The sequence below is a fragment of the Alienimonas sp. DA493 genome (genome assembly GCF_043951915.1).
Lineage (GTDB): Bacteria > Planctomycetota > Planctomycetia > Planctomycetales > Planctomycetaceae > Alienimonas.
Genome location: NZ_JBINJD010000076.1, coordinates 1 through 23,377 on the forward strand (window position 1 = coordinate 1; position 23,377 = coordinate 23,377).

The 23,377-nt window shown below is 72.8% G+C and carries 19 protein-coding genes; 5 read left to right on the plus strand and 14 right to left on the minus strand.

The window, feature by feature from the left end; all coding sequences use genetic code 11:
• Positions 1 to 99: 99 nt before the first annotated feature.
• From ACG2DA_RS12780 to ACG2DA_RS12800, 5 genes are all read right to left on the minus strand, one after another.
• Positions 100 to 978, minus strand: coding sequence for a rod shape-determining protein MreC (locus ACG2DA_RS12780; protein ID WP_395256094.1), 879 nt, complete (start codon positions 976 to 978; stop codon positions 100 to 102).
• Complete coding sequence (locus ACG2DA_RS12785) at positions 975 to 2,036, minus strand: rod shape-determining protein (RefSeq protein WP_395256096.1); 1,062 nt, start codon at positions 2,034 to 2,036, stop codon at positions 975 to 977. The genes ACG2DA_RS12780 and ACG2DA_RS12785 overlap by 4 nt, the downstream gene beginning before the upstream one ends.
• Before the next feature lie 198 nt (positions 2,037 to 2,234).
• The gene (locus tag ACG2DA_RS12790; RefSeq protein WP_395256098.1) at positions 2,235 to 2,369 is read right to left on the minus strand and encodes a hypothetical protein; all 135 of its coding nucleotides are present in this window, start codon (positions 2,367 to 2,369) and stop codon (positions 2,235 to 2,237) included.
• Positions 2,350 to 3,198 carry a hypothetical protein gene (locus tag ACG2DA_RS12795; RefSeq protein ID WP_395256100.1) on the minus strand — a complete coding sequence of 283 codons (849 nt, stop codon included), beginning with the start codon at positions 3,196 to 3,198 and terminating at the stop codon, positions 2,350 to 2,352. Before ACG2DA_RS12795 ends, ACG2DA_RS12790 begins: the two co-directional genes overlap by 20 nt.
• Positions 3,199 to 3,316: 118 nt before the next feature.
• Positions 3,317 to 3,970, minus strand: coding sequence for a hypothetical protein (locus tag ACG2DA_RS12800; protein WP_395256101.1), 654 nt, complete (start codon positions 3,968 to 3,970; stop codon positions 3,317 to 3,319).
• Positions 3,971 to 4,452: 482 nt separating this feature from the next.
• On the opposite strand from ACG2DA_RS12800, the gene ACG2DA_RS12805 reads away from it, so the two are divergent.
• Both ACG2DA_RS12805 and ACG2DA_RS12810 read left to right on the plus strand, forming a co-directional pair.
• Entirely contained in the window at positions 4,453 to 5,379 is a 927-nt protein-coding gene (locus ACG2DA_RS12805; RefSeq protein ID WP_395256102.1) for an STAS domain-containing protein, read from the plus strand.
• Positions 5,380 to 5,475: 96 nt separating this feature from the next.
• Positions 5,476 to 6,891, plus strand: a complete 1,416-nt coding sequence (locus tag ACG2DA_RS12810) for a GspE/PulE family protein (protein ID WP_395256105.1) — start codon at positions 5,476 to 5,478, stop codon at positions 6,889 to 6,891.
• A 104-nt stretch (positions 6,892 to 6,995) separates the two neighbouring features.
• Here the strand turns inward: ACG2DA_RS12810 and ACG2DA_RS12815 are convergent, their stop codons facing one another.
• Positions 6,996 to 8,324, minus strand: a complete 1,329-nt coding sequence (locus ACG2DA_RS12815) for a hypothetical protein (protein ID WP_395256106.1) — start codon at positions 8,322 to 8,324, stop codon at positions 6,996 to 6,998.
• A gap of 122 nt (positions 8,325 to 8,446) precedes the next feature.
• A complete protein-coding gene (locus ACG2DA_RS12820; protein WP_395256108.1) occupies positions 8,447 to 10,504 on the minus strand; it encodes an ATP-dependent helicase in 2,058 nt (685 codons plus the stop codon).
• 73 nt (positions 10,505 to 10,577) lie between these two features.
• Here ACG2DA_RS12820 and ACG2DA_RS12825 point away from each other — a divergent pair, with 73 nt between their 5' ends.
• Positions 10,578 to 11,531 carry a dihydrodipicolinate synthase family protein gene (locus ACG2DA_RS12825; RefSeq protein WP_395256109.1) on the plus strand — a complete coding sequence of 318 codons (954 nt, stop codon included), beginning with the start codon at positions 10,578 to 10,580 and terminating at the stop codon, positions 11,529 to 11,531.
• A 64-nt stretch (positions 11,532 to 11,595) separates the two neighbouring features.
• On the opposite strand, the gene mutS is transcribed toward ACG2DA_RS12825, so the two are convergent.
• Positions 11,596 to 14,190, minus strand: a complete 2,595-nt coding sequence (mutS, locus tag ACG2DA_RS12830) for a DNA mismatch repair protein MutS (protein WP_395256111.1) — start codon at positions 14,188 to 14,190, stop codon at positions 11,596 to 11,598.
• A 168-nt stretch (positions 14,191 to 14,358) separates the two neighbouring features.
• Here mutS and serC point away from each other — a divergent pair, with 168 nt between their 5' ends.
• Positions 14,359 to 15,459, plus strand: a complete 1,101-nt coding sequence (serC, locus tag ACG2DA_RS12835; RefSeq protein ID WP_395256113.1) for a 3-phosphoserine/phosphohydroxythreonine transaminase — start codon at positions 14,359 to 14,361, stop codon at positions 15,457 to 15,459.
• A 47-nt stretch (positions 15,460 to 15,506) separates the two neighbouring features.
• Here the strand turns inward: serC and ACG2DA_RS12840 are convergent, their stop codons facing one another.
• A complete protein-coding gene (locus tag ACG2DA_RS12840) occupies positions 15,507 to 16,097 on the minus strand; it encodes a thioredoxin family protein (protein WP_395256115.1) in 591 nt (196 codons plus the stop codon).
• 196 nt (positions 16,098 to 16,293) lie between these two features.
• A complete protein-coding gene (gene coaD / locus ACG2DA_RS12845; RefSeq protein ID WP_395256117.1) occupies positions 16,294 to 16,821 on the minus strand; it encodes a pantetheine-phosphate adenylyltransferase in 528 nt (175 codons plus the stop codon).
• A gap of 168 nt (positions 16,822 to 16,989) precedes the next feature.
• Here coaD and ACG2DA_RS12850 point away from each other — a divergent pair, with 168 nt between their 5' ends.
• Positions 16,990 to 17,499 carry an Hsp20/alpha crystallin family protein gene (locus ACG2DA_RS12850; RefSeq protein WP_395256119.1) on the plus strand — a complete coding sequence of 170 codons (510 nt, stop codon included), beginning with the start codon at positions 16,990 to 16,992 and terminating at the stop codon, positions 17,497 to 17,499.
• Positions 17,500 to 17,527: 28 nt separating this feature from the next.
• Here ACG2DA_RS12850 and ACG2DA_RS12855 read toward each other — a convergent pair whose 3' ends face one another.
• From ACG2DA_RS12855 to ACG2DA_RS12870, 4 genes are all read right to left on the minus strand, one after another.
• The gene (locus ACG2DA_RS12855) at positions 17,528 to 18,376 is read right to left on the minus strand and encodes a hypothetical protein (protein ID WP_395256120.1); all 849 of its coding nucleotides are present in this window, start codon (positions 18,374 to 18,376) and stop codon (positions 17,528 to 17,530) included.
• Positions 18,377 to 18,407: 31 nt separating this feature from the next.
• Positions 18,408 to 20,309, minus strand: a complete 1,902-nt coding sequence (locus ACG2DA_RS12860) for a hypothetical protein (RefSeq protein WP_395256121.1) — start codon at positions 20,307 to 20,309, stop codon at positions 18,408 to 18,410.
• Positions 20,302 to 21,093 (minus strand): 2-C-methyl-D-erythritol 4-phosphate cytidylyltransferase, encoded by a 792-nt coding sequence (gene ispD, locus ACG2DA_RS12865; protein WP_395256122.1) that lies wholly within the window; start codon positions 21,091 to 21,093, stop codon positions 20,302 to 20,304. The genes ACG2DA_RS12860 and ispD overlap by 8 nt, the downstream gene beginning before the upstream one ends.
• A gap of 96 nt (positions 21,094 to 21,189) precedes the next feature.
• Positions 21,190 to 23,377: hypothetical protein (locus ACG2DA_RS12870; RefSeq protein ID WP_395256123.1), on the minus strand; the 2,188-nt coding region annotated here is incomplete at its 5' end.

The window sequence follows — 23,377 nt, forward strand, 5'->3', positions numbered from 1 at the left end:
CGGCGCCCCAGCGGAGTTCCCCGCAGAACAGCAGGAACAGGACGGCGGCCGCCGCCAGCGTGAGCGCGGCTTCCTTCACGGGAGCGGGGGCGGCGTCGTTCACGGCAGGCCCCCCCCCGCCCCGACGCGGCGCCGGTTCAACCCGGCCCGGACGACCTCCACGGAACCGACCGCCTCGGCGAGGCTCGCCAGCGGACGGACCCGGATGCGGCGCCGGCCGTCCGCCGCGGCCGGTTCGACCGCCGCCACCACGCCGACCGGCAGCGCCGCGCCGCCGGTCTCCGCGGCTTCGCAGGTCACGACGGCGCCCGGGGCGACGGTCGCGGCGGTGGGGACGTGCAGCAGAACGGCGCCGTCCCGCCCGTCGCCGGCCAGCACCGCGGTCGCCTCCTCCCCGCCGCCCGGCAGGGCGACGGCGAGGCGGAAATCGGCGTCGGTCACCGGCCGCACCGTCGCCGTCCAGCGGCCCGCCGCCGCGATCCGGCCGGCGACGGCCCCGTCCGTCACGACGAGGTCGCCGACGTGCACCTGCCGGTCGGCGCCGGCGTCGAGCACGGGCAGTCCGCCGCTCAACAGTTCCGCGTCCTCGGCGGCCGCCTCTCGACCGACGCGGTCCACCAGCAGTTCCGCGACGGCTCCCCGCCGCTCCGCCGTGCCGAGCGTCGCGGCCGTCAGCCAGAGCGGCCCGACCAGCCGGTCCGCCGGGTCGTCCGCCGGGCGGCGGGCCAGTTCCGTCCGCAACCGGGCCACCTCCCGGGCGAGTTCCGCCACGGGCTCCTCGCCGTTTTCCTCACTCCCCGCAGCCGGGACGGGAACGGCCGGCAGGCAGGCGAGGACCGGACCGGCGAGGTCGTGCAGCCGGGCGCGGAGGATCACCTCGACGCCCGGCGGGGCGGCGGCGAGCAGCGCCCCGAGGGCGAGCGCCGCCAGCGTCGGCCACGGACCGCGGCGGGGGGAGTCGTCGGGCCGTCCGCTCACGCGGCCCTCGCCGCGGGGGTCAGCCAGTGCTTCCACACGTCCCGGTTCTCCAGCGCCACGACGGCCCCGCGAACGGCGGCGGCGCCGGGGTCCGGGGCGATCCGGACCGGGAGGTTCAGCCGGTCGGAGAGATAGCGGTCCAGCCCCCGCAGGTTCGCCCCGCCGCCGCACAGGGTGAGTCCGCCGCGGGCCAGATCGGCGACCAGTTCGGTGCCGCAGTCCTCCACCGTCTCTGCGATCGCGGTGATGATCTTCTCCAGCGGATCGGCGAGGGCGTCGCGGATCTCCTCGGCGGTAACGGCCACGGTCCGGGGCACCCGGCCGGCGACGTCCAGGCCGCTGACCTCCGTCGTCGCCTCGTCCCCGGTGCGGGCAGCGGAACCGACCTCGTGCACGACGCGGGCGGCGGTCTCGGCGCCGATCTTCAACCCGTGGACCGACCGCAGGTGCTCCTTTACGGCGACGGCCCAGTCGTCCCCGCCGGTGCGGATCGAACGGCCGGCGATGCGGTCGCCGAGGCTCAGCACGGCGACTTCGCAGGTCGCCGCCCCGACGGTGCAGATCAGGCTGGCGATCGGTTCGCTGACCGGCAGCCCCGCCCCCAGCGCGGCGGCCCGGGCGGCGTCCAGCAGACCGACCGACCCGGCCCCGGCCCGCTCCAGCACGCCGACCGCCGCCCGGCGCTCCACCGGCGTCAGGCCGCCGGCGACCGTCAGCAGCACCCGGCTGCGGGGCCCGCGACGGCCGCGGCGGGCCTTCTGAATGAGCACGGCCAACAGCGCCTCGGCGAGGTCGAAGTCCGCCACGACCCCGCCCACGATCGGCCGCACCGCGTCCACCCCCGCCGGGGTGCGGCCGAGCGTCTGGCTGGCCAGTCGGCCCACCGCCGCCCCGCGACCCAACACCCGGCGTCCGCCGCGGGCCACGGCGACGACCGTCGGTTCGTCAATCAGCCGCGGCACGGGCGAACGGTCCCCGGCGACCGCGACCCGGCAGCGGGCGCTGCCGAGGTCCACGGCCAAATCCGGCCGGACGGTGCGGGTCAGCCGCCGCCACATGCGAGGGGGAAAGTTCGGTTCGTGCGGGGGTGCGGAGAAACGCTTCGGGCGCGAACCGAGGGTTGTCGTTCTCGGGAGGGGGCGGCGCGAAGGGCGATTTGGGCAGAAGTCGCCGCGCAGCAAACGACCCGAGCCGGAGCGTTCGCTCCGGCTCGGGCCGAGGTCGTGCGGCGGATCGGCTGCGACGGATCGGCCCGGTCAGGGGGCGATCTGCCAGCCGTAGGAGCCGAGGTGCAGGACCAGGAAGATGATCCCGCAGGCCAGCGCGCCGACGGCACAGGCCAACAGCACGTCGTAGACGCCCGGTTCGGGACTAGAGTCGGGTCTTGACATCGTCGCCCTCTTTCACGGTGGCAGTGGGGTTTTTGGAGATGAGGTTGGCGATCGCGTAGTCGTAGTAGACCTCGGTCAGCCGGATCTTGCCGACGTACTTGCCGCCGCCGGTCATGCGGACGACCTCCAACTCGTCGCCCTGGCGAAGGCCGTCGTCGCTGCCGAGGGAGATGGACACCTTCGTGCCGGCGCTGCCGCGGTCCTCGACGGCCGTGATCTTGCCGGAGACGTCCGGAGGAACTTCGGAGCCGGTGTAGGAGGCGTTCGGGGCGACGCCGAGTTCGCGAAGCTGGGCCCGCAGGGCGCCGAGTTCGTCCAACAGCCGGTTGTTGGTCTGCGTCATCTGGGCGATGGTCACGGACTGGCTGAACCTCTCGTCGGTGAGGGCGGCGATCTCGGCCTCGGCCTCGACGAACTTCTCGGAGAGGTCCGCGGTCCGCCGGCGGCCGGCGAGCACCTCGACGCGGCGGTCCTCAGCCTCGGCCTGGGCGATCTCGGTGTCCGCCGTCTGCACGTTCAGGGCGGTATTGGTCGTCGCCAGTTCGCCCCGGAGCAGTTCGTTCTGCTCGGCGAGCTGGGTGGCGGTCTGGGTCTGACGGTCCCGCTCGTCGATCACCTGGGCCAACTCGGCCTGCAGGTCGCCGATCTCGACCCGCAGTTGTTCTTCGAGGTCGTTCTTCTCCGTGTCCAGCGCGGCGTACCGCTCCTTCTCCGCCTTCAAGGCCTCGCGGTAGTTGAACTGGGCGGAGTAGACCGCCGCCGACAGCGAGGCGAACACCAGGCTGAGGGCCAGGATCAGCCCGATCAGGATTTTGCCGAACAGGGTCATGGCGGGGGGCGGCGAGGGGAGACGGACGGGAAAGTGTACGGGCGCGGCGACGGGTCGCGGAGCGCCCGCCGACGACGGCGGCCGACGTCAGCGGGGCGGGCGACTCGGGCGGGGCAGGTTATTCGAGGCGTTCGGTGAGTTGCTGACGACGCCGCTCCGCCCGGGCCAGCGCCCCCTCCAGCCGTACCAGGCGATCCTTCAGAGCTTCGATCTGTTCATCGATGCGGTAGGCGTCGGTCCGGATCGCGTCGAGTTCCGCGTCGAGCCGGTCGGCGTCCTCGGCCCGCGTGGCGGCTTCGGAGCGGAGCTGTTCGGCCTGGGCGGCGAGGCGGGCGCCCTCCGCGGTGAGTTCCTCCACCTCCCGCGTGAGTTCCTCGTACTCCGCCTGCTGGGCGGCGATGCGGGCGTCCATCGCGATCAGGTCCGCCTTGTTCAACTGCGTGCGGCGGGGAACCTCCGCCTCCATCCGATCGACCCGGTCCTGCAGGGCCTGACGTTCGGCCTGGGTGCGGGTCGTCTTCTCCCGGTAGGCCGCGACGACGGCGGCGGGCAGGGAGTCGGCGGTCGTCACCGTTTCCGTCGTCACCCGGTCGGTGACCTGATACCGGATCGGCTGATCACCGCCGCCGACGGGGGTGATGGAGAATTCGTCCAACTCCGCGGCCCGGGCGTCCCAGTTCTGCCCGCCGGCGCTGATCGCCGCGGCGAACCCGCAGAACAGCACGCAGAGCACGAACGCGGCGACCGCCAACGGTTTGCCGAGTCGAGCCATGGGGGAATACGGTGCGGGGACGCGGGGAAAGCGACGGGATTCCGTCGCGGGAGGCCAATATCGTGCGGGGGGGCCGCGGGCCTGTCAAACTGCGATCGGCGTCGCCGGCCCCCCGGGTGCACGTCGTTCGCTCCCCCCCACAGGACCGCGCCAACCGCCCCGACGGGTCGTTCGGAGCGGGACGGCCGTGCGGACGGCGGCGGCTGTTCGGGGTGGGGCGGCGCTCCGGATCGCGCCGCTCGGGCGCTGCGGGGCGGACGGACGCGTCGGGGTCGGCCGGGGGATTCTCCCGGCGATCGGCGCGGCGAGCGCCGACGACGCCGGCGGCGCGTGCGTGTTCAATGAAATCTTCACGGGGAACTGCCTACCATTCCGGAAACGCTGTCGCCCCGGGGTCGTTTCGATACCCTCGGAACGCATCCGCGGCGCCGTTCGGCCCCGTTCTCCCCTCCGCCCCATCTTCACACCGCGAGGTCCCGCCTGTGGCCACCGAGCGCGCCTGCCGGTTCGAGCAGGACGGCAATCTTCTCATCATTACCCTGCTCCCGGAGTTGGCGGAGGTGCCGTGGGCGGACGTGGAGGAGATTGGGTCCAGCCTGGAAAACCGGGTGCTGGACCGGGATAAGCCGCAGGTGATCGTCGATCTGACGCCGTTGGCCCACATGGGCAGCGGGATGGTGGCCCTGGTGGTGCGCATCTGGAAGGCCGCTCAGCAGCAGGGCGGCAAGTTCGCGGTGGTGAACGACCATGAATTGGTGGGCGAGGTCCTCCAGCTGGCGGGGCTGGCCGACCGCTGGACGATCGTCACCTCCCGGGAGCAGGCGCGGAAGCACCTCGACGTGCGAGCCCAGGCGAGGCCGGCCCGGTCGGCGACCGTCGGGGGGAACGCCGCGTCCGACTCCGCCGGGGGCGGCGGGCTGCTGGCGGCCTGCGGCGTCGCCGCGGTCCTGCTGAGCGCCGCGGCGCTGATCCTGATGTTCCTCGCCCCGGAACTGCTGCCGGCCGTTGCGTTGAAGGCGGCCCTGTTCGCCGGGGCGGTGCTCGGCATCGTGCTGGGGACCCTCGCCCTGGCCTGGTATCTCGGCGTGCCCCGCTTCACCGGCGTGGGCGTGCTGCTGTGCAGCGTGGCCCTGCTGGTCGCGGGCCTGGTCCTCGAACCGAACCGGGGACTCGACCTGAACGCCGACGCCGACGGCTCCGCGGACCTCGTCGTCCCCGACGCCGCCCCGCCCGGAGAGCCGGATCCCGCCGACCCGGCCGCCACGCCGGATCCCGCTCCGGCCGACCCCGCCGCCGAGTCGGTGGAGCCGGAAGAAGAGGAGATCGACGACGCGGCCCTGATCGGCTCCGGCGCGCCGGAGTCCCAGCGCCCCACCGAAGTCCTCTCCGCCGACTCCGTCCGCGACTGACCGACGCCGCCGCGTCCGGCCCGTCGACCGTTCCCCCGTCCCGTCCGCCCCGCTTCACTCGCCCCCCGTTCCCCCGCCTCCCGCCGGATCGCCCCCGTGAGTACCGACGCCCCGAACGCCGACCGTCCGCAGGCGAGCGACCCCGCCCGGCCGCGGCGGAACCCCTCCGAGCAGCGGGCCCTCCAGGCGGAGCTGCGCGAGCTGGCGGACGTCGTCGGCCCCGGCCCGCTGGTCGACCTGCTGTTGGAACGCGCCTTCCAGATGCAGGCGACGGACATCCACCTCGACCCCACCGGCAACGACCTGCGGGTCCGCGTGCGGGTGGACGGCCTGCTGCACGACATCCTCCGCCTGCCCTCGGACGCCCAGAACCAGGTCATCAGCCGGGTCAAACTGCTGGGCGGGATGGACATCACCGAGCGCCGCCACGCTCAGGACGGGCACATCTCCAACAGCATCGCCGGCGTCGAGCGGGACGTGCGGATCGGCAGCGGGCCGACGATCCACGGCGAACGTCTCGTGCTGCGGCTCATGCCTGAAAGCGGGAACTTCACTCGGTTCGACGAACTCGGCATCCGCAAGGCCCAGCAGGAACTGCTCGAACGCCAGCTCAACCGGCCCTACGGCATGGTGTTGTCCGTCGGCCCGGTCGGCAGCGGCAAGACGACCACGATGTACGCCGGCCTGCACGGCCTGAACGAGCCCCACCGCAGCCTCGTCACGATCGAGGACCCGGTCGAACGTCGGATCGAGGGCGTGAACCAGATTCAGGTCGACAACCGCACGAGCTTCGGCTTCGCCGAGGCCCTCCGGGCCACCCTGCGGCAGGACCCGAACGTGATGATGGTCGGCGAGATCCGCGACGCGGAGACCGCCCACATTGCCGGCCGGGCGGCGCTGACCGGCGTGCTGGTGCTCTCCACGATGCACGCCAACGACGCCGCCAGCGCCGTCGACGTGCTGCGGGAGTTCGACGTGCCCCCCGCCGTCATCGCCGATGCGGTCAACTGCATCGTCTCCCAGCGCCTGCTCCGCCGGGCCAGCGAACGCAGCCGCGAGGAGTACAGCCCGGACGACGCCACCGCGGAGATCCTCGGCCTCTCCGAGGAGGAGCGGGCGAACGTCACCCTGGTCCGCGGCATCCCCGCGGAGGAGAACTTCCAAACCGGCTACGTCGGCCGGACCGGCGTCTACGAGGTGATGCCGATCGACGGCGACGTGCGGAAGGCGATTCTCCGCGGCGCCCCGACGCGGGAGATCCGCGAGATCGCCCTGGCCAACGGCATGAGCACGCTCGAGGACGAGGCCCGGGCCAAGGTGCTCAGCGGCGAAACGACCGTCGAGGAGTTCGTGCGGTTGCAGGCCGGGCTCTCCGACGACCCGACCGGCAAGCGGGACCGCCCCGGCCGCGGGTTCGGCGGCACGCCGGACCGCCCCGCCGACGGCCCGCCGCAGGGCGGCGGCGACGGCCGCCCGAACGCCCCGAAGTCCTCCCCCGTCCGCGTGGCCTGAGAGCTTCTTCGTTCGTCGTCCCAACAAGCGGCACCAGCGTCCCAGCCCCTCCCAGGGGCCGGGACGCTTCGCTTTCCGGGAACGCCGCTCCGAGCCGCCGCGGCTCAGTCCGCCTTCACGGCCGTCAGCCGCACAGTCATGCGGCCGTCGTTGTCGTCCAACTGTCCCCACCTGTCGCGGCAGCGGAGCACCAACTGCCCCGTCGCCGGGGCGGTGAACGTGCCGCTGGCGCCGAGTTCGAACTCCTCCCCGAGCGTGTAGCTGGACGGGTCGAAGATCGCCCCGACCAGCCGGCCGCGGCCGTCCTCCCCGCCGTCGGCGCTCACCGGCGGCGGCGGCTCGGTCGGCTCGGTGACGTCGTCCTCGCTCGGCTCCTCGTAGTCGTCGTCCAATACGGTCACGTGCGGGGGCCGGGGCTCGTCCGGGCCGACGCTCCACTCGCCCTCGGCTTCGTATTCGATCACGGCGCCCTCCGTCAGCTCCGCGGCGCCGGGCTGCCAGCCGGCGTCCGCCTTCAACCGGGCGGTCGCCCGCCGGCCCCCCCGCAGCGGGCGGTAGCGGCCCTTCCAGTCCCAGGCGATCAGGTCCGGCCGCACGCCCTGTTCGAGCACGTCCAGGAAAAAGTTGTATTCGAAGGTGATCTCCCGCGCCATCGGCCCGTAAACGGACTCGAAGGTCAGCTTGCCGTCGTCGTTCATCAGGCTCACGCCGAGCGGGCGGTAGCGGTCGCGGTAGTTCGGGTTGTAGGCCAGCACGTGGGCCAGAGCCCAGCGCCAGGCGTAGTTCTCCCAGCTGTCGCCGGTGACGGCGTTCGGGTCGAGGATCTCCCGGAGGGTCTGCCGGGGCGCGGTTTGCAGGTGGTTCATCACCGGCTCGGAGACGCGCACGCTGACGTCGTCCTTGCGGAAGTAGGAGCCCAGTTCCGCCAGCCCCTCGCTGTACCACACCGGGCCGGTGCCGCCGAACGTCAGCATGCAGTAGGCGTGCACGGATTCGTGCAGCGGGGTGCCCCGGCGGGAGGAGGCGTAGGCCGTGGCGCTGGCGTCGGTGGCCCGGAACCGGCCGGTGAAGGCGTTCCGCTGGCTCAGCGTCGAACCGATCGTGATCCCGCCGCCCTCCCGCATCTTCGCGGCGGCCTCCGGCGGCAGCGGCACGCCCTGCCACTTCGCCGTGTCCTGCCAGACCAGCAGCGGAATCGGTTTCCGCAGCGGCGCTCCGAAGAATCGGCCGACCAGTTCCAGCATCGTTTCCAGTTCGACCAGCAGCGCCTCGGCTTTCTCCGCGGGCAGGTCGGTGGTGAGGATCACGCTCCGGCTGCGGTAGACGTTTAGCTCCGGGGCGCCCGCCGCCGCGGCGTTGCCGGCGTCGCCCGTGGCGGGCGGCTGGGCGCCGGCGGGACCGACCCCCGGGCCAAGCAGCGAAAGACCGAACATCAAACCGGCAAGACCGACGACGGCGGGGCGGGCGCCTGGACGAACCACAATCACGACAACTCCGGGGGCGAGGCGGGAAAGAACGTGCAGCCTACCGGGCCACGCCCGCCGCGTGCCCCCGTTCACCCCCGCCGGGCCCGGATGGCCGCCCGCACGTCGGCCGCGGTGACGGTCGCGGCGGGCGCCGCGGGGGCGTCGTCGGCCGCCTCCCCGCTGGCCGCCAGCGTCTCGCAGCCGGCGAGGGCTTCCGGGGTGAGGAACGGGGTGAGTTCCGAGAACCCGTACCCGTCCCGCAGCCCGTGCCGCTTGAGGTGACGGGTGAGCGGGTGGCAGATGGTCAGGTGCGTGCGGGCCCGGGTGAGGGCGACGTAGAACAGCCGGCGCTCCTCCTCCAGCGCCGCGTCGTCCTCCGCCTGATCGCTGGGAATGCCGCCCCGGCAGGCGTTCAACACGTAGACCGCCTCGAACTCCAGCCCCTTGGCGGAGTGCATCGTGGAGAGCGTGACCGTCTCCTCGTCCTCCCGCGGCCCGGCCGCCGCCGCGGCGCTGCTGGGCGGGTCCAGCGTCAGGTCCGCGAGGAACGACGCCCGGTCCCGCCCCCGCCCGGCGAGCAGTTCGATCTGCTCCAGGTCCCGGTTGCGCTCCGCGGCGTTGTCGTAGGTCGCCTCCATCAGCGGCCGGTACAGCCGCCGCACCCGGCGGATCTGGGACGACAGGTCCTCCCGGTTCGCGGCGAGCCGGGGCATCAGTTCGACGAACGCCTTCCACTCCGCAACGCCCCCGCCCGGGGCCGCTAACGCTTTCCAACTCCCGAAGTCTCCGCCGGACTCCCGCAGGGCGGCGACCGCTTTCGCCGCCCGACTCCGCCCGACTCCCGGGAGCAGAAGGAGGCAGCGGAGGGCGCTGATCTCGTCCCGCGGGTTCTCGGCGAGCCGGAGGAAGGCGAGCAGATCTTTGACGTGGGCCGTCTCCAGGAACCGCAGCCCGCCGAACTTTTTGAAGGGGACGTCCCGCTTTTGGAGCTCCAGTTCCAGGGCAAGGCTGTGGTGCGAGGCCCGGAACAGCACGGCCTGTTTGTCGAGTTCCAGCCCGCTGTCCCGCAGTTCCAGCATCCGGTCGACGACGAACCGGACCTGTTCCGCCTCGTCCTTGCAGCGGACGACCAGCGGGGCGGGGCCGATCTGCCGGGTGGCGGTGAGGGTTTTCTCGTGCCGCTCCGCGGCGGCGGCGATCACGGCATTGGCGACCGTCAGGATCGGGGCGACGCTGCGGTAATTCGTCTCCAGCGGGAGCACGGTCGCGGGGGGGTAGTGCTCCGCGAAGTCGAGGATGTTCCGCACCGTGGCGGCCCGGAAGCTGTAGATCGCTTGGGCGTCGTCGCCGACGGCGGTGAGGCCGCGGCCGTCCGGGGCGAGGTTCTTCAGCAGGCGGGCCTGGAGGACGTTGGTGTCCTGGTATTCGTCCACCAGCACGCGGGGAAACCGCAACCGCAGGGCCGGCCCGGCCTCCGGGTCGGCGGCGAGGGCCTCCCAGAAGAGCAACAAGTCGTCGAAGTCGAGCAGATTCTGCTCCCCCTTCGCCTCGTCGTAGAGGTCGAACAGCCGCCGCAGGTTCGCCTCGTGTTGGAGGAGGTGCGGATAGCGGGTCTCCACAACTTCGGCGACCGTCTCCCCGCTGTTGGCCGAGCGGCTGACGATCGCGGCGCAGACCGCCTTCTTCGGGAACCGGGCGCCGCCGCTGGGCAGTTCCAGACGGCCGCGGCAGAGGTCGAGCAGATCCTCCGTATCGCCCCGATCGAGAATCGAGAAATCCCGCGGCAGGCCCAGGGCGGCGTGGTAGACCCGCAGCAGGCGGGCGGCGACGCCGTGGAAGGTGCCGCCCCAGACTTGCCGGGCGGCTCGTTCGCCGGCCTCGCCCATCGCCCCCCGCAGCCGGCGGGCGACGCGGTCCAGCATTTCGGTCGCGGCCCGGCGGGTGAAGGTCAGCAACAGGATGCCGGCCGGATCGGCCCCCTCGCGGATCAGGTGGGCGACGCGGGCCGCCAGGGTGGTCGTCTTCCCCGTCCCGGCGCCGGCGACGATCAGCAGCGGGCCGTCGCCGTGACCCGCCGCGGCCCGTTGCTGGGGGTTCAGGCCGGCAAGGACGGCGTCGTCGGAAGCGTTGGGGGCGTCGGGCGGCATCGGGGGAGTGTCGCGGGTCGGTTCGCGGCGGCCAACCGGGTAACCTGCCGCCCCCCGCTCCGAAGGCTCCGCCATGACCCAAGACGTCCCCGCCCTCCCGCCGATCAAACCGAACCGGACGATCCGGGGGGCGTCCGCCATTCTGCTGCCGTTCCTGGAGGACGGGGCGATCGACTGGGAGTCCTTCGACGCCCACCTGGAACGCACCGCCGCCGCGGGGCTCACGCCGGCGGTCAACATGGACACCGGCTACGTGAACCTGATCACGTCGAAGCAGCGCGAGGCCGTGCTGACCCGCACGCAGGACGTGCTGGGCGGGGGAGCTTTCGTCGCCGGGGCCTTCGTGAAGGACGAACCGGGGGCGGCGTTCGATCTGGACGGCTATGCCCTCGAGGCCGAACGCATCACGGCCCGCGGGGGGCAGCCGGTCGTGTTTCAGTCCTACGGCCTGACTGCCGGCGACGCGGCCGAGATCCTGCCCCGCTACGAGGCCTTCGGGGAGCGGGCCGGAGAGTTTATCGGCTTCGAACTGACCCCCGATCTGGCGGCGTTCGGCAAGGTCTATTCGCTGGAGACCTTCCGCGGCCTGCTGGGGCTGAAGCGGTGCGTCGGCTCGAAGCACAGCAGCTTCCACCGGGAGCCGGAGTGGGAGCGCATCCGCCTGCGGGACGAACTGCGGCCGGACTTCCGCCTGATGACCGGCAACGACTTCGCTATCGACATGGTAATGTGGGGCAGCGACTACCTGCTCGGCCTGTCCACCTTCGCCCCGGACCTGTTTGCCCAGCGAGACAAGATGTGGGCTGAGGGCGACCCGGCGTTCTTCGAACTGAACGACGAATTGCAGTACCTCGGCCGGTTCGCCTTCCGGGCGCCGGGGGCCGGGTACAAGCACAGCGCCGCCCAATTCCTGAAGCTCCGCGGCTGGCTCCGGACCGACCTCACCCACCCGAACAGCCCGGAGCGGCCGGACAGCGACGTCGCCGTGCTGCGGGAGTGTGCGGAGCGGTTGGGCGTGCTGTCGTAGGGTCCGCTCTGCGGACCGTTGCGAGTGATCTCGACCGATTGCGAAACGGTCCGCACAGCGGCCCCTACGCGGCCGCCTCGTCGCGCAGTTCCGCCAGGGTGCGGAGGGCGTCCAGCGGGGTGATCGTATTCGGATCAAGGTTCTTCAAGCGGTTCACCACCGGGTGCGGCTCCGGCTCCATCTGGAACAGGGCGAACTGCTTCTCCTTGCGGCGGCCGTTCTTGTGGCCGTTGGTCGCCGGGGCGGCGCCCTCCTCCAGCCCGCGGAGCACCTCCGCGGCCCGGTCCAGCACCGGGCGGGGGACGCCGGCCAGCTTGGCGACGTGGATGCCGTAGCTCTGGCTCGCGGCGCCGGTGCGGATCGTGTGCAGGAACACGATCGTTCCGTCCCGCTCCGCGACGGCAACGTGCCGGTTCGACAGCCCGGCGAGGTCTTTGTCGAGCCCCGTCAGTTCGTGGTAGTGGGTGGCGAACAGCGTGCGGGCCCGCACCTTGTCGTGCAGGTGCTCCGTGACGGCCCAGGCGAGGGACAGGCCGTCGTAGGTGCTGGTCCCGCGGCCGATTTCGTCGAGGATGACGAGGGATTTTTCGGTCGCGGCGTTGAGGATGCGGGCGGTCTCGGTCATCTCGACCATGAAGGTGCTCTGCCCGCGGCCGAGGTCGTCGCCGGCCCCGACCCGTGCGAACACGCGGTCCGCCAGGCCGATCGTCGCCGCGTCCGCCGGCACGAAGCTGCCGCACTGGGCCAGCACCAGAATCAGGGCCGTCTGGCGGATGTAGGTGCTCTTGCCGGCCATGTTCGGGCCGGTGATGAGGTGCACCCGGTCCGCCGGGGTGAGGGTCGTGTCGTTCGGCACGAACTCCCCGCCGGGGCGGAGCACGTCGAGGACCGGATGCCGGCCGGCGGTGATGTTGAGGACCGGCTCGTCGCTCAGTTCCGGCCGCACGTAGCGGCGAGTCGCGGCGAGGTGGGCGAAGCAGGCCAGCACGTCCAGATCGGCCAACACCCCGGCGGAGCGTTGCAGGGCGGGCACGAACTCCGCGACCCGCTCCCGCAGGGCGTTGAACAGTTCCTGTTCCAGCGAGACGGCCCGCTCCTCGGCCCGCAGCACCTTGTCCTCGTACTCCTTCAGGGCCGGGGTGATGTAGCGCTCGCGGTCCTTGAGCGTCTGCTTGCGGGTGTAGTCCTCGGGGACCTTGTCCTTATGAGCGCTGGTGACTTCGAGGTAGTAGCCGAACACCTTGTTGAAGCCCACCTTCAGGCTGCCGATGCCCGTCCGCTCCGCCTCCTCGGCCCGGTATTTGGCGATCCACTCCTTGCCGCCCTTGGCGAGCGCCCGCAGTTCGTCCAACTCCTCCGAGAACCCGGCCCGGATCAGGCCGCCCTCGGTGGTTTGGATGGGCGGGTCGTCGGTGAGGGCGGCGGCGACGGCCTCGCGGACGTCCGGACAGGGGTCGAGAGCCTCGTTCAGTTCGCCCAGCCGCTCCGCGTGCCGGCCGTGCAGCAGGTCCTTGATCTTGGGGAGCAGCGCCAGCGTGCGGCAGAGCCCGGCGAGGTCCCGCGGCGAGGCGCGCCGGGTCGCCACCCGGCCGGCGAGGCGCTCCAGGTCGTACACCCCGGCCAGCGCCTCCCGCAGGGCGTTGCGGTCCGCGGCGGCGTCGTGCAGGTCCTCGACGGCGTCGTGCCGGGCGGCGATCGCGGCCCGGTCCGTCAGCGGTTCGGCCAGCCAATCCGCCAGCCGGCGGGCGCCCATCGGGGACTTCGTTTCGTCCAGCACGTCGAGCAGCGAGCCGGCCCGGTCGCCGTCGCGGAGGGTGCGGGTCAACTCCAGGCTGCGGCGGGTCGCCTCGTCGATCCGCAGACAGTCATCGCAGCGGTAGGGCGACAGGCCGGTGATGTGCGGGAGGGCGGCCTTCTGGGTGTCCGCGGCGTACTCCAGCAGGGCCGCCGCGGCGGCGACCCCGGGGCCGGCGTCGTCGAGGTCGAACCCCGCCAGCGTGCCGGTGCCGAAGTGCTCCGTGAGCCGTTTGACCGCCGCGTCCGTGCCGAAGGCGTAGGCCGGCCGCTCCGTAACGAGCGAACCGATCCGCTCGGCGGCTTCGGGGATCTCCGTCCCCTCCGCGATCAGCAGCTCCGCCGGGGCGACGCGGGCCAACTCGTCCGCCAGATCGGCGGGGGCGAGGTCCGCGGCGACGAACCGGCCGGTGCTCACGTCCAGCCAGGAGAGCCCGACGGCCCCCCCCTTCCCCGCCCGCCCCCTCGGCCGGTGCAGGGCGGCGAGGAAGTTCGACCGGTTCGGTTCGAGCAGGTCGTCGTCCGTCAGCGTGCCGGGGGTGACGACCTGCGTCACCTCCCGCCGCACCATCCCCTTCGCGGTCGCCGGGTCCTCCATCTGCTCGCAGACGGCGACGCGATGCCCCGCCCGGATCAGCTTCGAGAGGTGGTTCCGCAACGCGTGATGGGGGAACCCGGCCATCGGCACCGGGTTGCTGGAGGCCTTGTCCCGGCTGGTCAGCGTGATGCCGAGGCGCTTGGCGGCGAGTTCGGCGTCCTCGTAGAACAGTTCGTAGAAGTCCCCCATGCGAAAGAGCAGCAGCGTGCCGGGGTGCTCGGCTTTCACCTCCAGATAGCGGGCCATCATGGGGGTGGGTTCGCTCATGCGGTCGCGGGCTTTTTCGGGCGGAACGGGTTCGGGCGGGGGCGAACCGAAGGATACCCGCGCCCCGCGGGGCGTGAGGGCCGTCCCGTTGACCCGCCGCGAACGCCCCGGCACAGTGCCGCGCGAATCCGTCGAATCCGTCGCGCCCGCTTTCCCGACCCCGCCCCGATGTCCGCGCCCCTGCGTCACTACAACTTCTCCGCCGGCCCCGCGGTGCTGCCGGAAAGCGTGCTGGAAGAAGCCGGCCGGAACCTGATGAGCCTCGGCGACACCGGCGTCGGGGTGATGGAGCACTCTCACCGCGGCAAGCCGTTCGTCGAGATCATCGAGCGGGCCGAGGCGCTGATCCGCCAGATCGCGAACGTGCCGGACGGCTACTCCGTCCTGTTCCTGCAGGGCGGGGCGAGCCTGCAGTTCGCCATGTGCCCGATGAACTTCCTGCCGGACGGCGGCACGGCGGACTACCTGATGACCGGCTCCTGGAGCAAGAAGGCCGCCAAGGAGGCCAAGCTCTTCGGCAACGTGCACACGGCGTGCAGCAGCGAAGCGACGAACTTCGACCGCATCCCCTCCCCCGCCGAAACGAACTACAGCGACGATCCGGCCTACGTTCACTTCACCAGCAACAACACGATCTTCGGCACGCAGTTCCCCACGGAGCCGACGCCCCCCGGCGACGCTCCTCTCGTTTGCGACGCCAGCAGCGACATCCTCAGCCGGCCGGTCGATATCTCGAAGTACGGCCTGCTGTACGCCGGGGCCCAGAAGAACCTCGGCCCGTCCGGCGTGACGCTGGCGATCCTGCGGAACGACCTGCTGGAGCGGAAGTGCCGCGAGGTCCCGGCGATGCTGGACTACAAGACCTACGTCGAGGGCAAGAGCCTCTACAACACCCCGCCGACGTTCGGCATCTACGTGCTGATGCTCGTCCTGGAGTGGATCGAGAAGGAAGGCGGCCTGACCGCGATCGCCGAGCGCAACGAGGCCAAGGCGACGAAGCTGTACGACTACCTGGACGGCTCCAGCCTGTTCAAACCGACCGTCGCCAAGGGGAACGGCCGCAGCCTGATGAACGTGTGCTTCGTCACCGGCGACGACGACACGGACGCCGCCTTCATCAAGTTTGCCGACGAACGCGGCCTGAAGACCCTGAAGGGCCACCGCAGCGTCGGCGGGATGCGGGCCAGCCTCTACAACGCCTTCCCGCCCGCCGGCGTCGACAAACTGATCGAGGCGATGCAGGAGTTCGAGTCGAAGCACGCCGCTTGAGGCGACGGAACGCCGAGGCCCCGCGGGGCCTCGGCGTCACCAGCGGTTCACTCCGCCCGCTGACCGGTGAAGTAGTCCGGGGCGTCCTTCCATTTGATGTTGCAGCCGATGGAGGGCTTCTGCCGGTCCGGCGGCACCGGGGCGCCGGAGAGCACCTGCTCCGCGGCGGCCCGCAGGTCGCCGCCGGTGATCGGCTGGTCGTTGCCGGGGCGGCTGTCGTCGAACTGCCCGCGGTAGGCCAGCTTGTGGGCCTTGTCGAACAGGAAGAAGTCCGGCGTGCAGGCGGCCCGGTAGGCTTTGGCGACGCTCTGGTCTTCGTCGTACAGATACGGGAACGGGTAGCCGACGGCGGCCTTCTCCTCGGCCATCTTCTCGAAGCTGTCGTCCGGGTACTCCTCGGCGTCGTTGGAGCTGATCGCCACCATCGCCAGGCCCTTGGATTCGTACTCCTTTCCGAACTCCGCCAGCGCGGAGCGGAGGTGCTTCACGTAGGGGCAGTGATTGCTGATGAAGGCCACCAGCAACGGCTGGCCTTCGAAGTCGGACAGGCTGACGGTCCCGCCGTCGCCGGCGGCGGGCAGCGAGAACGGCGGGGCTGCGGTGCCCAGTTCGAGCATCGTGGAGGCGGTGCGAACCATCGGGGGAGCTTTCGTTCGGGAATCGAAATGAACCCCCAGCCCATCGGCGCGACGGCCGCCCGTCAACCGGGCGTTGCCGGTTTCCGGGGCGAGGGAGAAGGTCAAAGGCGAGGCCTCCTCACCTCCCCCGACGCCGGCATCCCGCCCGCGACGACGTGCGATCGGCCCCTCGCCTCCCTCCTTCATCCTGAAACCGTCAGTCTGCCCCGTCGCCTGCGTATTTCTCTAACAGCGGGCCGACGACGGTCGGGGGGACGAACTGGTGAAGTTGCTGAGCCACCGCCGGGCCGCCGAAGCGGGCGATCTGCTTGATCAGGCTGCTGGAGACGTGCGAGAGGTTCTCGTGGGCCATCAGGAACACCGTCTCCAGCTCCGGGGCCAGGGTGCGGTTCGTCAGCGACATCGTCAGTTCCGCCTCGATGTCCATCAGGCTGCGCACCCCGCGCAGCAGCGCCGTGGCCCCGCTCTGCCGGGCGAAGTCGACGGCCAGCCCGTCGAAGGTCGCCACGGTGACGTTCGGCAGGTCGGCGAGCGCCTCCCGCATCAGGTCGACCCGCTCCGCCGGGGTGAACAGCGGCCGCTTGTCCGGGTTGATGCCCACGCCGACGGTGAGGCGGTCGAACAGCTTGGCGCCGCGGCGGATGATGTCCTCGTGCCCCAGCGTGACCGGGTCGAAGCTGCCCAGATAGGCGGCGTGCCGGTGATTCGGGGGGGCGTCGGGCATCGGCGGCGCTGCGTCCGGTCGGGGGGTTCGGGAGGGCGGGAGGAGCGAAAGGGTAACGCCGCCCCGCCGCGGGCACGCCGCGGATTACACTGGGACGGTCGAAGATCGCCGCCGCGGCGGCGAATCTCCTCCTATTCCCACCCCATCGCCCGGTTTCGCCGACGATCCATGAACGGACACTCCTCCGCCTCCGCCAGTTCCCACGCCTCCGCCGGCCCGAACGGATCGGCCGTGCAGTCCGCCGTGGACCGGGTCCGGTCCGAGGTGGAGCGGCTGGTCGAATCCGCCGTCAGTCAGGGCGAGCGGGCCCTGGAGACGGTCGGCATCAAGCCGCCGCCGCGTCGCGGTCAGTTTCCGCCGGTCGACGTGACGGACGCCCCGGAGACGGTGATCGTCCGCGTGGACCTACCGGGGGTGAAGCCGGGCGGCGTGACGGTGGATCTGTCCGGCAGCATCCTGACGGTCGCCGGCTCGCTCCCCGCGTTTCCCCCCTCGCCGGGCTCCGCCGCAACGATCGCCGAGCGTCCGCACGGGGCCTTCAGCCGGTCGGTCTCCCTGCCCGCCGCCGTCGACCCGGGCGGGGTCTCGGCCGAACTGCGGGACGGCCTGCTGACCGTCACGCTGAAGAAGAACGCCGCCGCCCCCAGCCACTCGATCCCGGTGAACGCCGCCGAGTGAACGCCGGCCCGGCGAACCCCGCCGCCGCTCAGGGGGGCGCGCCGCTCGGCGGCGGCGAACCGGGGGCGGTCTGCGGGACCAGTCGCACCCCGTCGGCGTCGATCTCCGCCCTCATTTCGGCCGCGGCGGCGAGTTCCTCCAGCGCCGTCCGCACCGTGAGCGGTCCCGACAGGTCGAGCCGCACCGGCGTCTCCGGCCGGGCCTCGATTGCGATGCGTTCCCGCAGCAGGTCTTCCAGGTCGGCCGCGACCTCCCGCAGCGGCCGGGCGGTCGCCATTTGATAGGAGGCAAGCGGGGCGTCCAGCCGGCGCTCGATCCGCCGCACCGCCAGGTCGGCGCTCGGCCGCGGGGCCGTCGCCGGCGGCCGGACCGGCTCCGGCAGAGTCGGCGGCTCGGACGGGGCGAGCGTCATCGGGGGAGGCTCCGGCTCCGGCGGCGAGGCCGGCGGGGGTTCGGGCTCCTCCGGCCGCTCCGGTGCCGGTGCCGGTTCCGGTTCGATCGGTTCCGGTTCGACCGGCGGCGGGTCGGCGGCGGCGATCTCCGCGGGGGCGGCGGGGTCCGGTCGAACCGCGGGGTCCGGGCCGGACCGCAGCACGAGCCAGCCGGCCGCCACGGCGCAGGCCACCCCGAAGGCGGCGAGGGCGAACGGCCACCGCGGCGCCGGGCGCTCCTCCGCCCCGCCCATCGGCCGGACGGCCAGTTCGCCGTCGTCGTTGCGGCCGAGCAGCAACCCGACCCCGCACGCCGGGCACTCGAACGCCGAGCCAACGGCGTCGCCGCGGACCCGCAGCGCCTCGTCGCAGGCCGGACAGCGGAACGCCGCCGGCGGCGGACGCCGCACCGGCGTCGCCGGTTTGCGCAGGGGGGGACGGCTCATGGGGCTCCGCGGCTCATGGAGGCTCCGCCGTTCACTCCGCCGGCGGGCCGGGGCCGATCGGCAGGGGCGTCTGTCCGGCCGCCGCCGCGGCCTTGTGGGTGGTGACCAGCAACGTGCCCGGCTGCGGCGCGTCGGCGACGACGGCGAGCTTCGGGTGATTTTCCATGATCCGGGCGATCGCCTGCTTCGCGGGCGCTTTGCCCAGGGCGAAGGTCTGCGTCATGTTCTGCGTCATCCCGCCGTCGCGGATCGCGTTGCCGTCCAGTTCGATCGGGAAGTTCGCCTCCTCGCCGATGAACTGAAACGCCTCCTGCATCGGCTTCCGTCGGAAGTCGACTTCCACCAGCCGGTCCAGCTTCTCAGCCAAGGTGGCGTCGTCCTCCGGGGCGGCGGCGACGGTCGTCGGGGCGGCCCGCTGCCCGCTAAGGCCGGCCTCCCAGGTCAGCAGCGAGGCCAGGGCGAGGTTCGGCCCGGCGGCGGACGGCAGCCGGACCGCCGCCCGGTACACCCGCCCCTCGGCGCCGCCGACGCGACCGTTGATCGTCGCCGCCAGCATCGCCGGCAACCGGCCGACCAGCCGTTGGCGCCCGACCGTCGCTGGCGCCAGCGTGCGGACGTAGCCGAGCAACTGCTCCGGCAGGCTCTCCAGTTCCGTCGCCGCGGTCCGCCCGAGGGTGCTGGCCACGTCGTCCGTCGTCCCCCGAACCGCCAGCGTCACGGCCACGTCCTGTCCGTTCCCCGCTGGGCCGAACCCGAGCGCCACCGCCTCGGTCCACCCGCCGAAGGCGTCGTGGATCGCGTCCACCGTCGGCCGCACGGCCTCCGGGAACAGGGTGTCCCGGTGAATGTTCAGATCGAGCGGCTGGAACAGCGCCGTCAGCGGGGCGGTGCGGTCGGTCGCCGGCAGCAGGCCCTCCACCGCCGGGGCGGTGAGGGCGGAGGTCGGGTCGAGGTCCGGGGCGTACTCCGCCGGGGCGACCGCCATGCCGATCGGCGGGGCGGCCCGGTCGTCCGGGTCGTTCAACACCACGATCGCCCGCTGCCGGGCGGAGTCGATCTGCATCGGCACGGCGTACTGTTCCGTCAACGTACCGGGCAGGTTCAGCACCAACTCGGAGCGTTTCGGCGGGTCGAGGAAGGTGAACACCGCCGCCGGCTTCGGCACGCTGCCCCGCGGGCCCATCACCCAGCCGACGGTGCACTCCTCCAACGCCTGCGGCGGGTACCCGGTGAGGTCCTCCAGCGCCGCGGCGGCCCAGGGGGCGAGCGGACCGGTGGCGTCGCGGGTGGCTTGCCACTGCGGCCCCCACAGCTCCGCCGGCCGCAGGTGGACCAGCATCGAGACCCCCGCCGGCATCGCCCGCAGGGTGATCGGCTCCGCGGCCCGGTCCCCCGCGGGCAAGGCCGAGGCGGCGCCGGCAGTCGCCTCGAACCCGCTCGTCTCCCGCACCCGCTGGGCGGCCCGTTCCTCCTGCACCTCCGCGGAGGCCTGCCGCGGGGCGTCGCCGGCGTCGTTCAACGCCTGACTGCCGAAATAAGCCAGCGCCCCCAGCCCCAACGCGGACAGCACGCCAACGACGATCTCCGGCGTGCGGTTCCGTTTCTTGCTGCGGCGGCGCTGCTTGAGGACGGAGCCTTCCGGCTCCGCCGCCGCGAGCAGCGGGGCGGCCCCGTCCGCGGCGGCGCCCGCCGCCGGGGCGGCCGGCTTTTCGGCAGGGGCCGGGGACGCCTCCGCCGGGTCGAACGTCACGCCGGCGGGGCCGTCGTCCAGTTCCAGTTCGACGATCGGTTCCGGCTCCTCCAGTTTGAACTTGTGCCCGCAGCTGGGGCACTTGCCGACCTTCCCCAGCACGCGGCGGTCGCGCAGCTTGAGGATCGAACCGCACTTCGGGCACGGCAGGCGGAAGGGCTTGCCGGACGACGGGTCAGACACGGGCGGCGCTCCCGCGGGCGAGGGGTGAGCGAGAATCGGGGGCGACGGCCGCCCCGGCTTCGGCGGGGGCGGCGTCCGTGCGGACGAGGGCCTCGGCGAGGGCGAAGTCCGCCGGCGTGGTGATCTTGAAGTTCCGGGCCGAACCGGGCACGACCGCGACCGGAATGGCGGCCCGTTCAAGCAATTCGGCCTCGTCGGTCGCCGGCGGATCGGCGGAACCGGCGCCGGCGTGCCGGGCGGCGAAGGCCCGCCGCATCAGCTCGGCCCGGGCGACCTGCGGCGTCTGGGCGGCCCACAGATCCGTGCGGGGTACGGTCTCCACGACCCGCCCGTCCCGCACCCGCTTCACGGTGCTGGCGATCGGCGTGCACAGCAGCGCCGCCCCCTGCTCCGCGGCGGCGGCGAACACGGCGAGCAGATCCTCCCGCGGGGCCAGCGGCCGGGCGGCGTCGTGCACGGCGATCAGGTCGGCGTCCCCGCAGGCTTCAATCCCGTGGGCGACGGAATCCACCCGCTCCGCCCCCCCGGCGACCACGAGCACGCGCTCCCCCTCGCGGTTCAGCTCCGCGAACAGGTCGCCGTTCTCCGCCGTGAAGCGGTCCACGTCCTCCGGCGCGACCGCGAGGGCCACCCGCACGACCTGCGGCAGCGCCGTGAACAGGTTCAGCGACCGCCGCCACAGCGGTACGCCGGCCAGTTCCGCGTACGCCTTCCGCACCGACCCGCCCAACCGGGAGCCGCGGCCGGCGGCGGGCAGCACGACGGCGACGGTCGGCTCGGTCATGTCGCGGGGCGGGCGGAGCGGGGACGGGGAAGAACCCCATCCTACCGCCCCCCGCCGCCGGATTCCGCCCGGCCTCGGGCCGCGCCCGCCAATCGCTCAGTGGAGACCGGAGCGCCGGCCGGGTTCTTCCGCAGGCTCGTCGGCGGCGGCCGTTCGCTCCGTTTCCGGGTCCTCGATTGCCTCCCCGTCCTCGTCGTCACCGTCCCCCTTCCCGTACCCCGCGGCCTCGGCGGCGAGGGCCTCGGCGGTGGAGAGACGGCGGTCGTGCGTCTGTTGCAGGCCGGCCCGGTAGCCCCGCAGCGGCCGGACCAGCGACCGGCTGAGCCACGCCTGCCGGGTTTCGCAATCGGCGTCCGACACGCCGGCTTCCGCGGCGGCGCCCGCCAGCAGGGCGAAGCCGTGGTCGATCGCGTCGAGGGTCTCCGCCACGTCGTGCAGGGCGACGCCGGTTTTCGTCGGCCACCCCTCCCGGGCCTGATCCTGCCCCCGCAGTTCCCAGCGTTGCTTGAGCACCTGGAGCAGACCGTTGGCGGTGTCGTAGCGCTCCCCGGCGTCGGGGATGATCTCCGGGTGTTCCGCGAGCACCTCCAGCGCGTCGCAGACGTTCCGCACCCCGCGGTCGCCGGCGGGGGCGCGGTGCACGCCGGTCAGCAGGCTCCGCAGCAGGGCCGCCGGCCGGTCGTCGCGGCGAGCGTACAGCCGGGCCAGTTCCGTCGGCAGGGCCGGGGTGACCAGCGGGTCGTAAGGCTCGGCGAAGGATTCGAGCGCGGCGAGGTTCGCATCGGACAGATCCGTCGCCGCGGCGAGGGCCTCCACGAAGGCGATGCGGCGTTCGTCCTCCGGGTGACGGACGGTCTGCGGCCCGGCGGAAGTCTGCCGGATCACGCTGCGGACGTTCTTCGTGAGCCGCTTCTTCAACTCCTTCCGGTAGACCCACGGCCGGTCCGGGTATTCAAGGTGCAGCTGACGGCGGGCGATCACCTCTTGGAGGCGATGATCGACCCGGGGCCGCTCCAGCGCCGGCACCGCGGATTCCAGCAGCCGGCCGGAGACCGGCTCCAGCGTCGCGGCGACCTCGGCCGGTTTGCTCGTCCACGCCTGCATCGCCCGCGGCAGGGCGAAGGCCAGCCGGCCGTCGGCGGCGGTGACTGCGGCGGCGTCGCCGGCCAGTTCGGCGATGCGGTCCGGGCCGACGGCGGCGAGGTTCAGCGGCACGCTCCAGTCCCAGCCGCACTCGGCCATCAGCCGGCGGACGTGCGGCCGGTCCGCCCGGATGCCCAGGCGGGTGTCGATCAGCCCGTTCGGGGCGTTGGTCCCCAGCAGGGCGAATTCCCCGCGGCCGACCTCGACGCAGCGGACTTCCGAGAACGCCGTCCGCCAAGTGGCCGCGGCGGCGGCGAGGGCCGCCGGGCCGCAGTCCGTGGTGCGGACCCGCCGGCAGGCGACGCCCTCCGGCGTCAGCAGGTCGGCGACCCGCCGGGCGAACGCGGCGGACTCCTCCGCGGCGGCGTCCACCGCGCCGGGGTGCGGCGGGTCGGAGATGACGACGTTGAACCGTTTCCCCTCACGCAACTCCGCCCCGCGGACGGCGAGAACCGGGTCGAGCGGCAGCAGGGCGACGCGTTCGTCGGCGAACGGATCGACCGTCCGCCCCCGGACGAGCTGCTCCCGCAGCGCGGCGACCGCCGCCGGGCGGGCGTCGCAGGCGACGATCTCCCGCACGGGAAACCGGGTGACGGCTTCGGTCGTCGTCGGCCCGGACGTGCCGAGCAACAGCACGCGGTCGGACGCCGACGCCCAGAGCAGCGGCAACACCGCCCGCATCACCGCGGCGCTGTCCCGCGGGGCGAGCGTCGGCTGAAGGGCCGCGGCGGCCTCCGGCAGCCCGGCGTGCCGGACCGTCAGCACCGTGCCCTGTTCGCGGAACAGCGTGGCTACGTCGCGGGTCGTTTCGACCCGGGCCAATTCGCGGGCGTCGTCCAGGTGAGCCAGCGTCGGGCCGGTCACGCCGCCCTGCCGGGCGATCGTCGGGAGCACGCCGAACAGCGTCTTCGTCGCGGCGGTCGGGGGCTCGTGCCAATTCGTCACGCAGACGGCCGCCGTCAGGGCGGCCAGACCGACCGCCAGACGAGGCCGCACGGCCCAGGAGCCGCACCGCACCGCCGCGGCCAGCGTCGCCGCGGTGAGCAGTTCGAGGGCCCCGACGAGTACGCCGCCGTCCGGCAACGCCGCGATCGCCCCGCCGCCGATCAGCAGTCCCGCCCCGCCGGCGAGCACGCCGGCG

Bases quoted from the DNA above. Each gene is read 5' to 3' on its own strand.
- ACG2DA_RS12785 (WP_395256096.1), bottom strand. From the start codon at position 2,036: ATGTGGCGGCGGCTGACCCGCACCGTCCGGCCGGATTTGGCCGTGGAC.
- ACG2DA_RS12790 (WP_395256098.1), bottom strand. From the start codon at position 2,369: ATGTCAAGACCCGACTCTAGTCCCGAACCGGGCGTCTACGACGTGCTG.
- ACG2DA_RS12795 (WP_395256100.1), bottom strand. From the start codon at position 3,198: ATGACCCTGTTCGGCAAAATCCTGATCGGGCTGATCCTGGCCCTCAGC.
- ACG2DA_RS12800 (WP_395256101.1), bottom strand. From the start codon at position 3,970: ATGGCTCGACTCGGCAAACCGTTGGCGGTCGCCGCGTTCGTGCTCTGC.
- ACG2DA_RS12815 (WP_395256106.1), bottom strand. From the start codon at position 8,324: ATGTTCGGTCTTTCGCTGCTTGGCCCGGGGGTCGGTCCCGCCGGCGCC.
- ACG2DA_RS12820 (WP_395256108.1), bottom strand. From the start codon at position 10,504: ATGCCGCCCGACGCCCCCAACGCTTCCGACGACGCCGTCCTTGCCGGC.
- ACG2DA_RS12825 (WP_395256109.1), top strand. From the start codon at position 10,578: ATGACCCAAGACGTCCCCGCCCTCCCGCCGATCAAACCGAACCGGACG.
- mutS (WP_395256111.1), bottom strand. From the start codon at position 14,190: ATGAGCGAACCCACCCCCATGATGGCCCGCTATCTGGAGGTGAAAGCC.
- serC (WP_395256113.1), top strand. From the start codon at position 14,359: ATGTCCGCGCCCCTGCGTCACTACAACTTCTCCGCCGGCCCCGCGGTG.
- ACG2DA_RS12840 (WP_395256115.1), bottom strand. From the start codon at position 16,097: ATGGTTCGCACCGCCTCCACGATGCTCGAACTGGGCACCGCAGCCCCG.
- coaD (WP_395256117.1), bottom strand. From the start codon at position 16,821: ATGCCCGACGCCCCCCCGAATCACCGGCACGCCGCCTATCTGGGCAGC.
- ACG2DA_RS12850 (WP_395256119.1), top strand. From the start codon at position 16,990: ATGAACGGACACTCCTCCGCCTCCGCCAGTTCCCACGCCTCCGCCGGC.
- ACG2DA_RS12855 (WP_395256120.1), bottom strand. From the start codon at position 18,376: ATGAGCCGTCCCCCCCTGCGCAAACCGGCGACGCCGGTGCGGCGTCCG.
- ispD (WP_395256122.1), bottom strand. From the start codon at position 21,093: ATGACCGAGCCGACCGTCGCCGTCGTGCTGCCCGCCGCCGGCCGCGGC.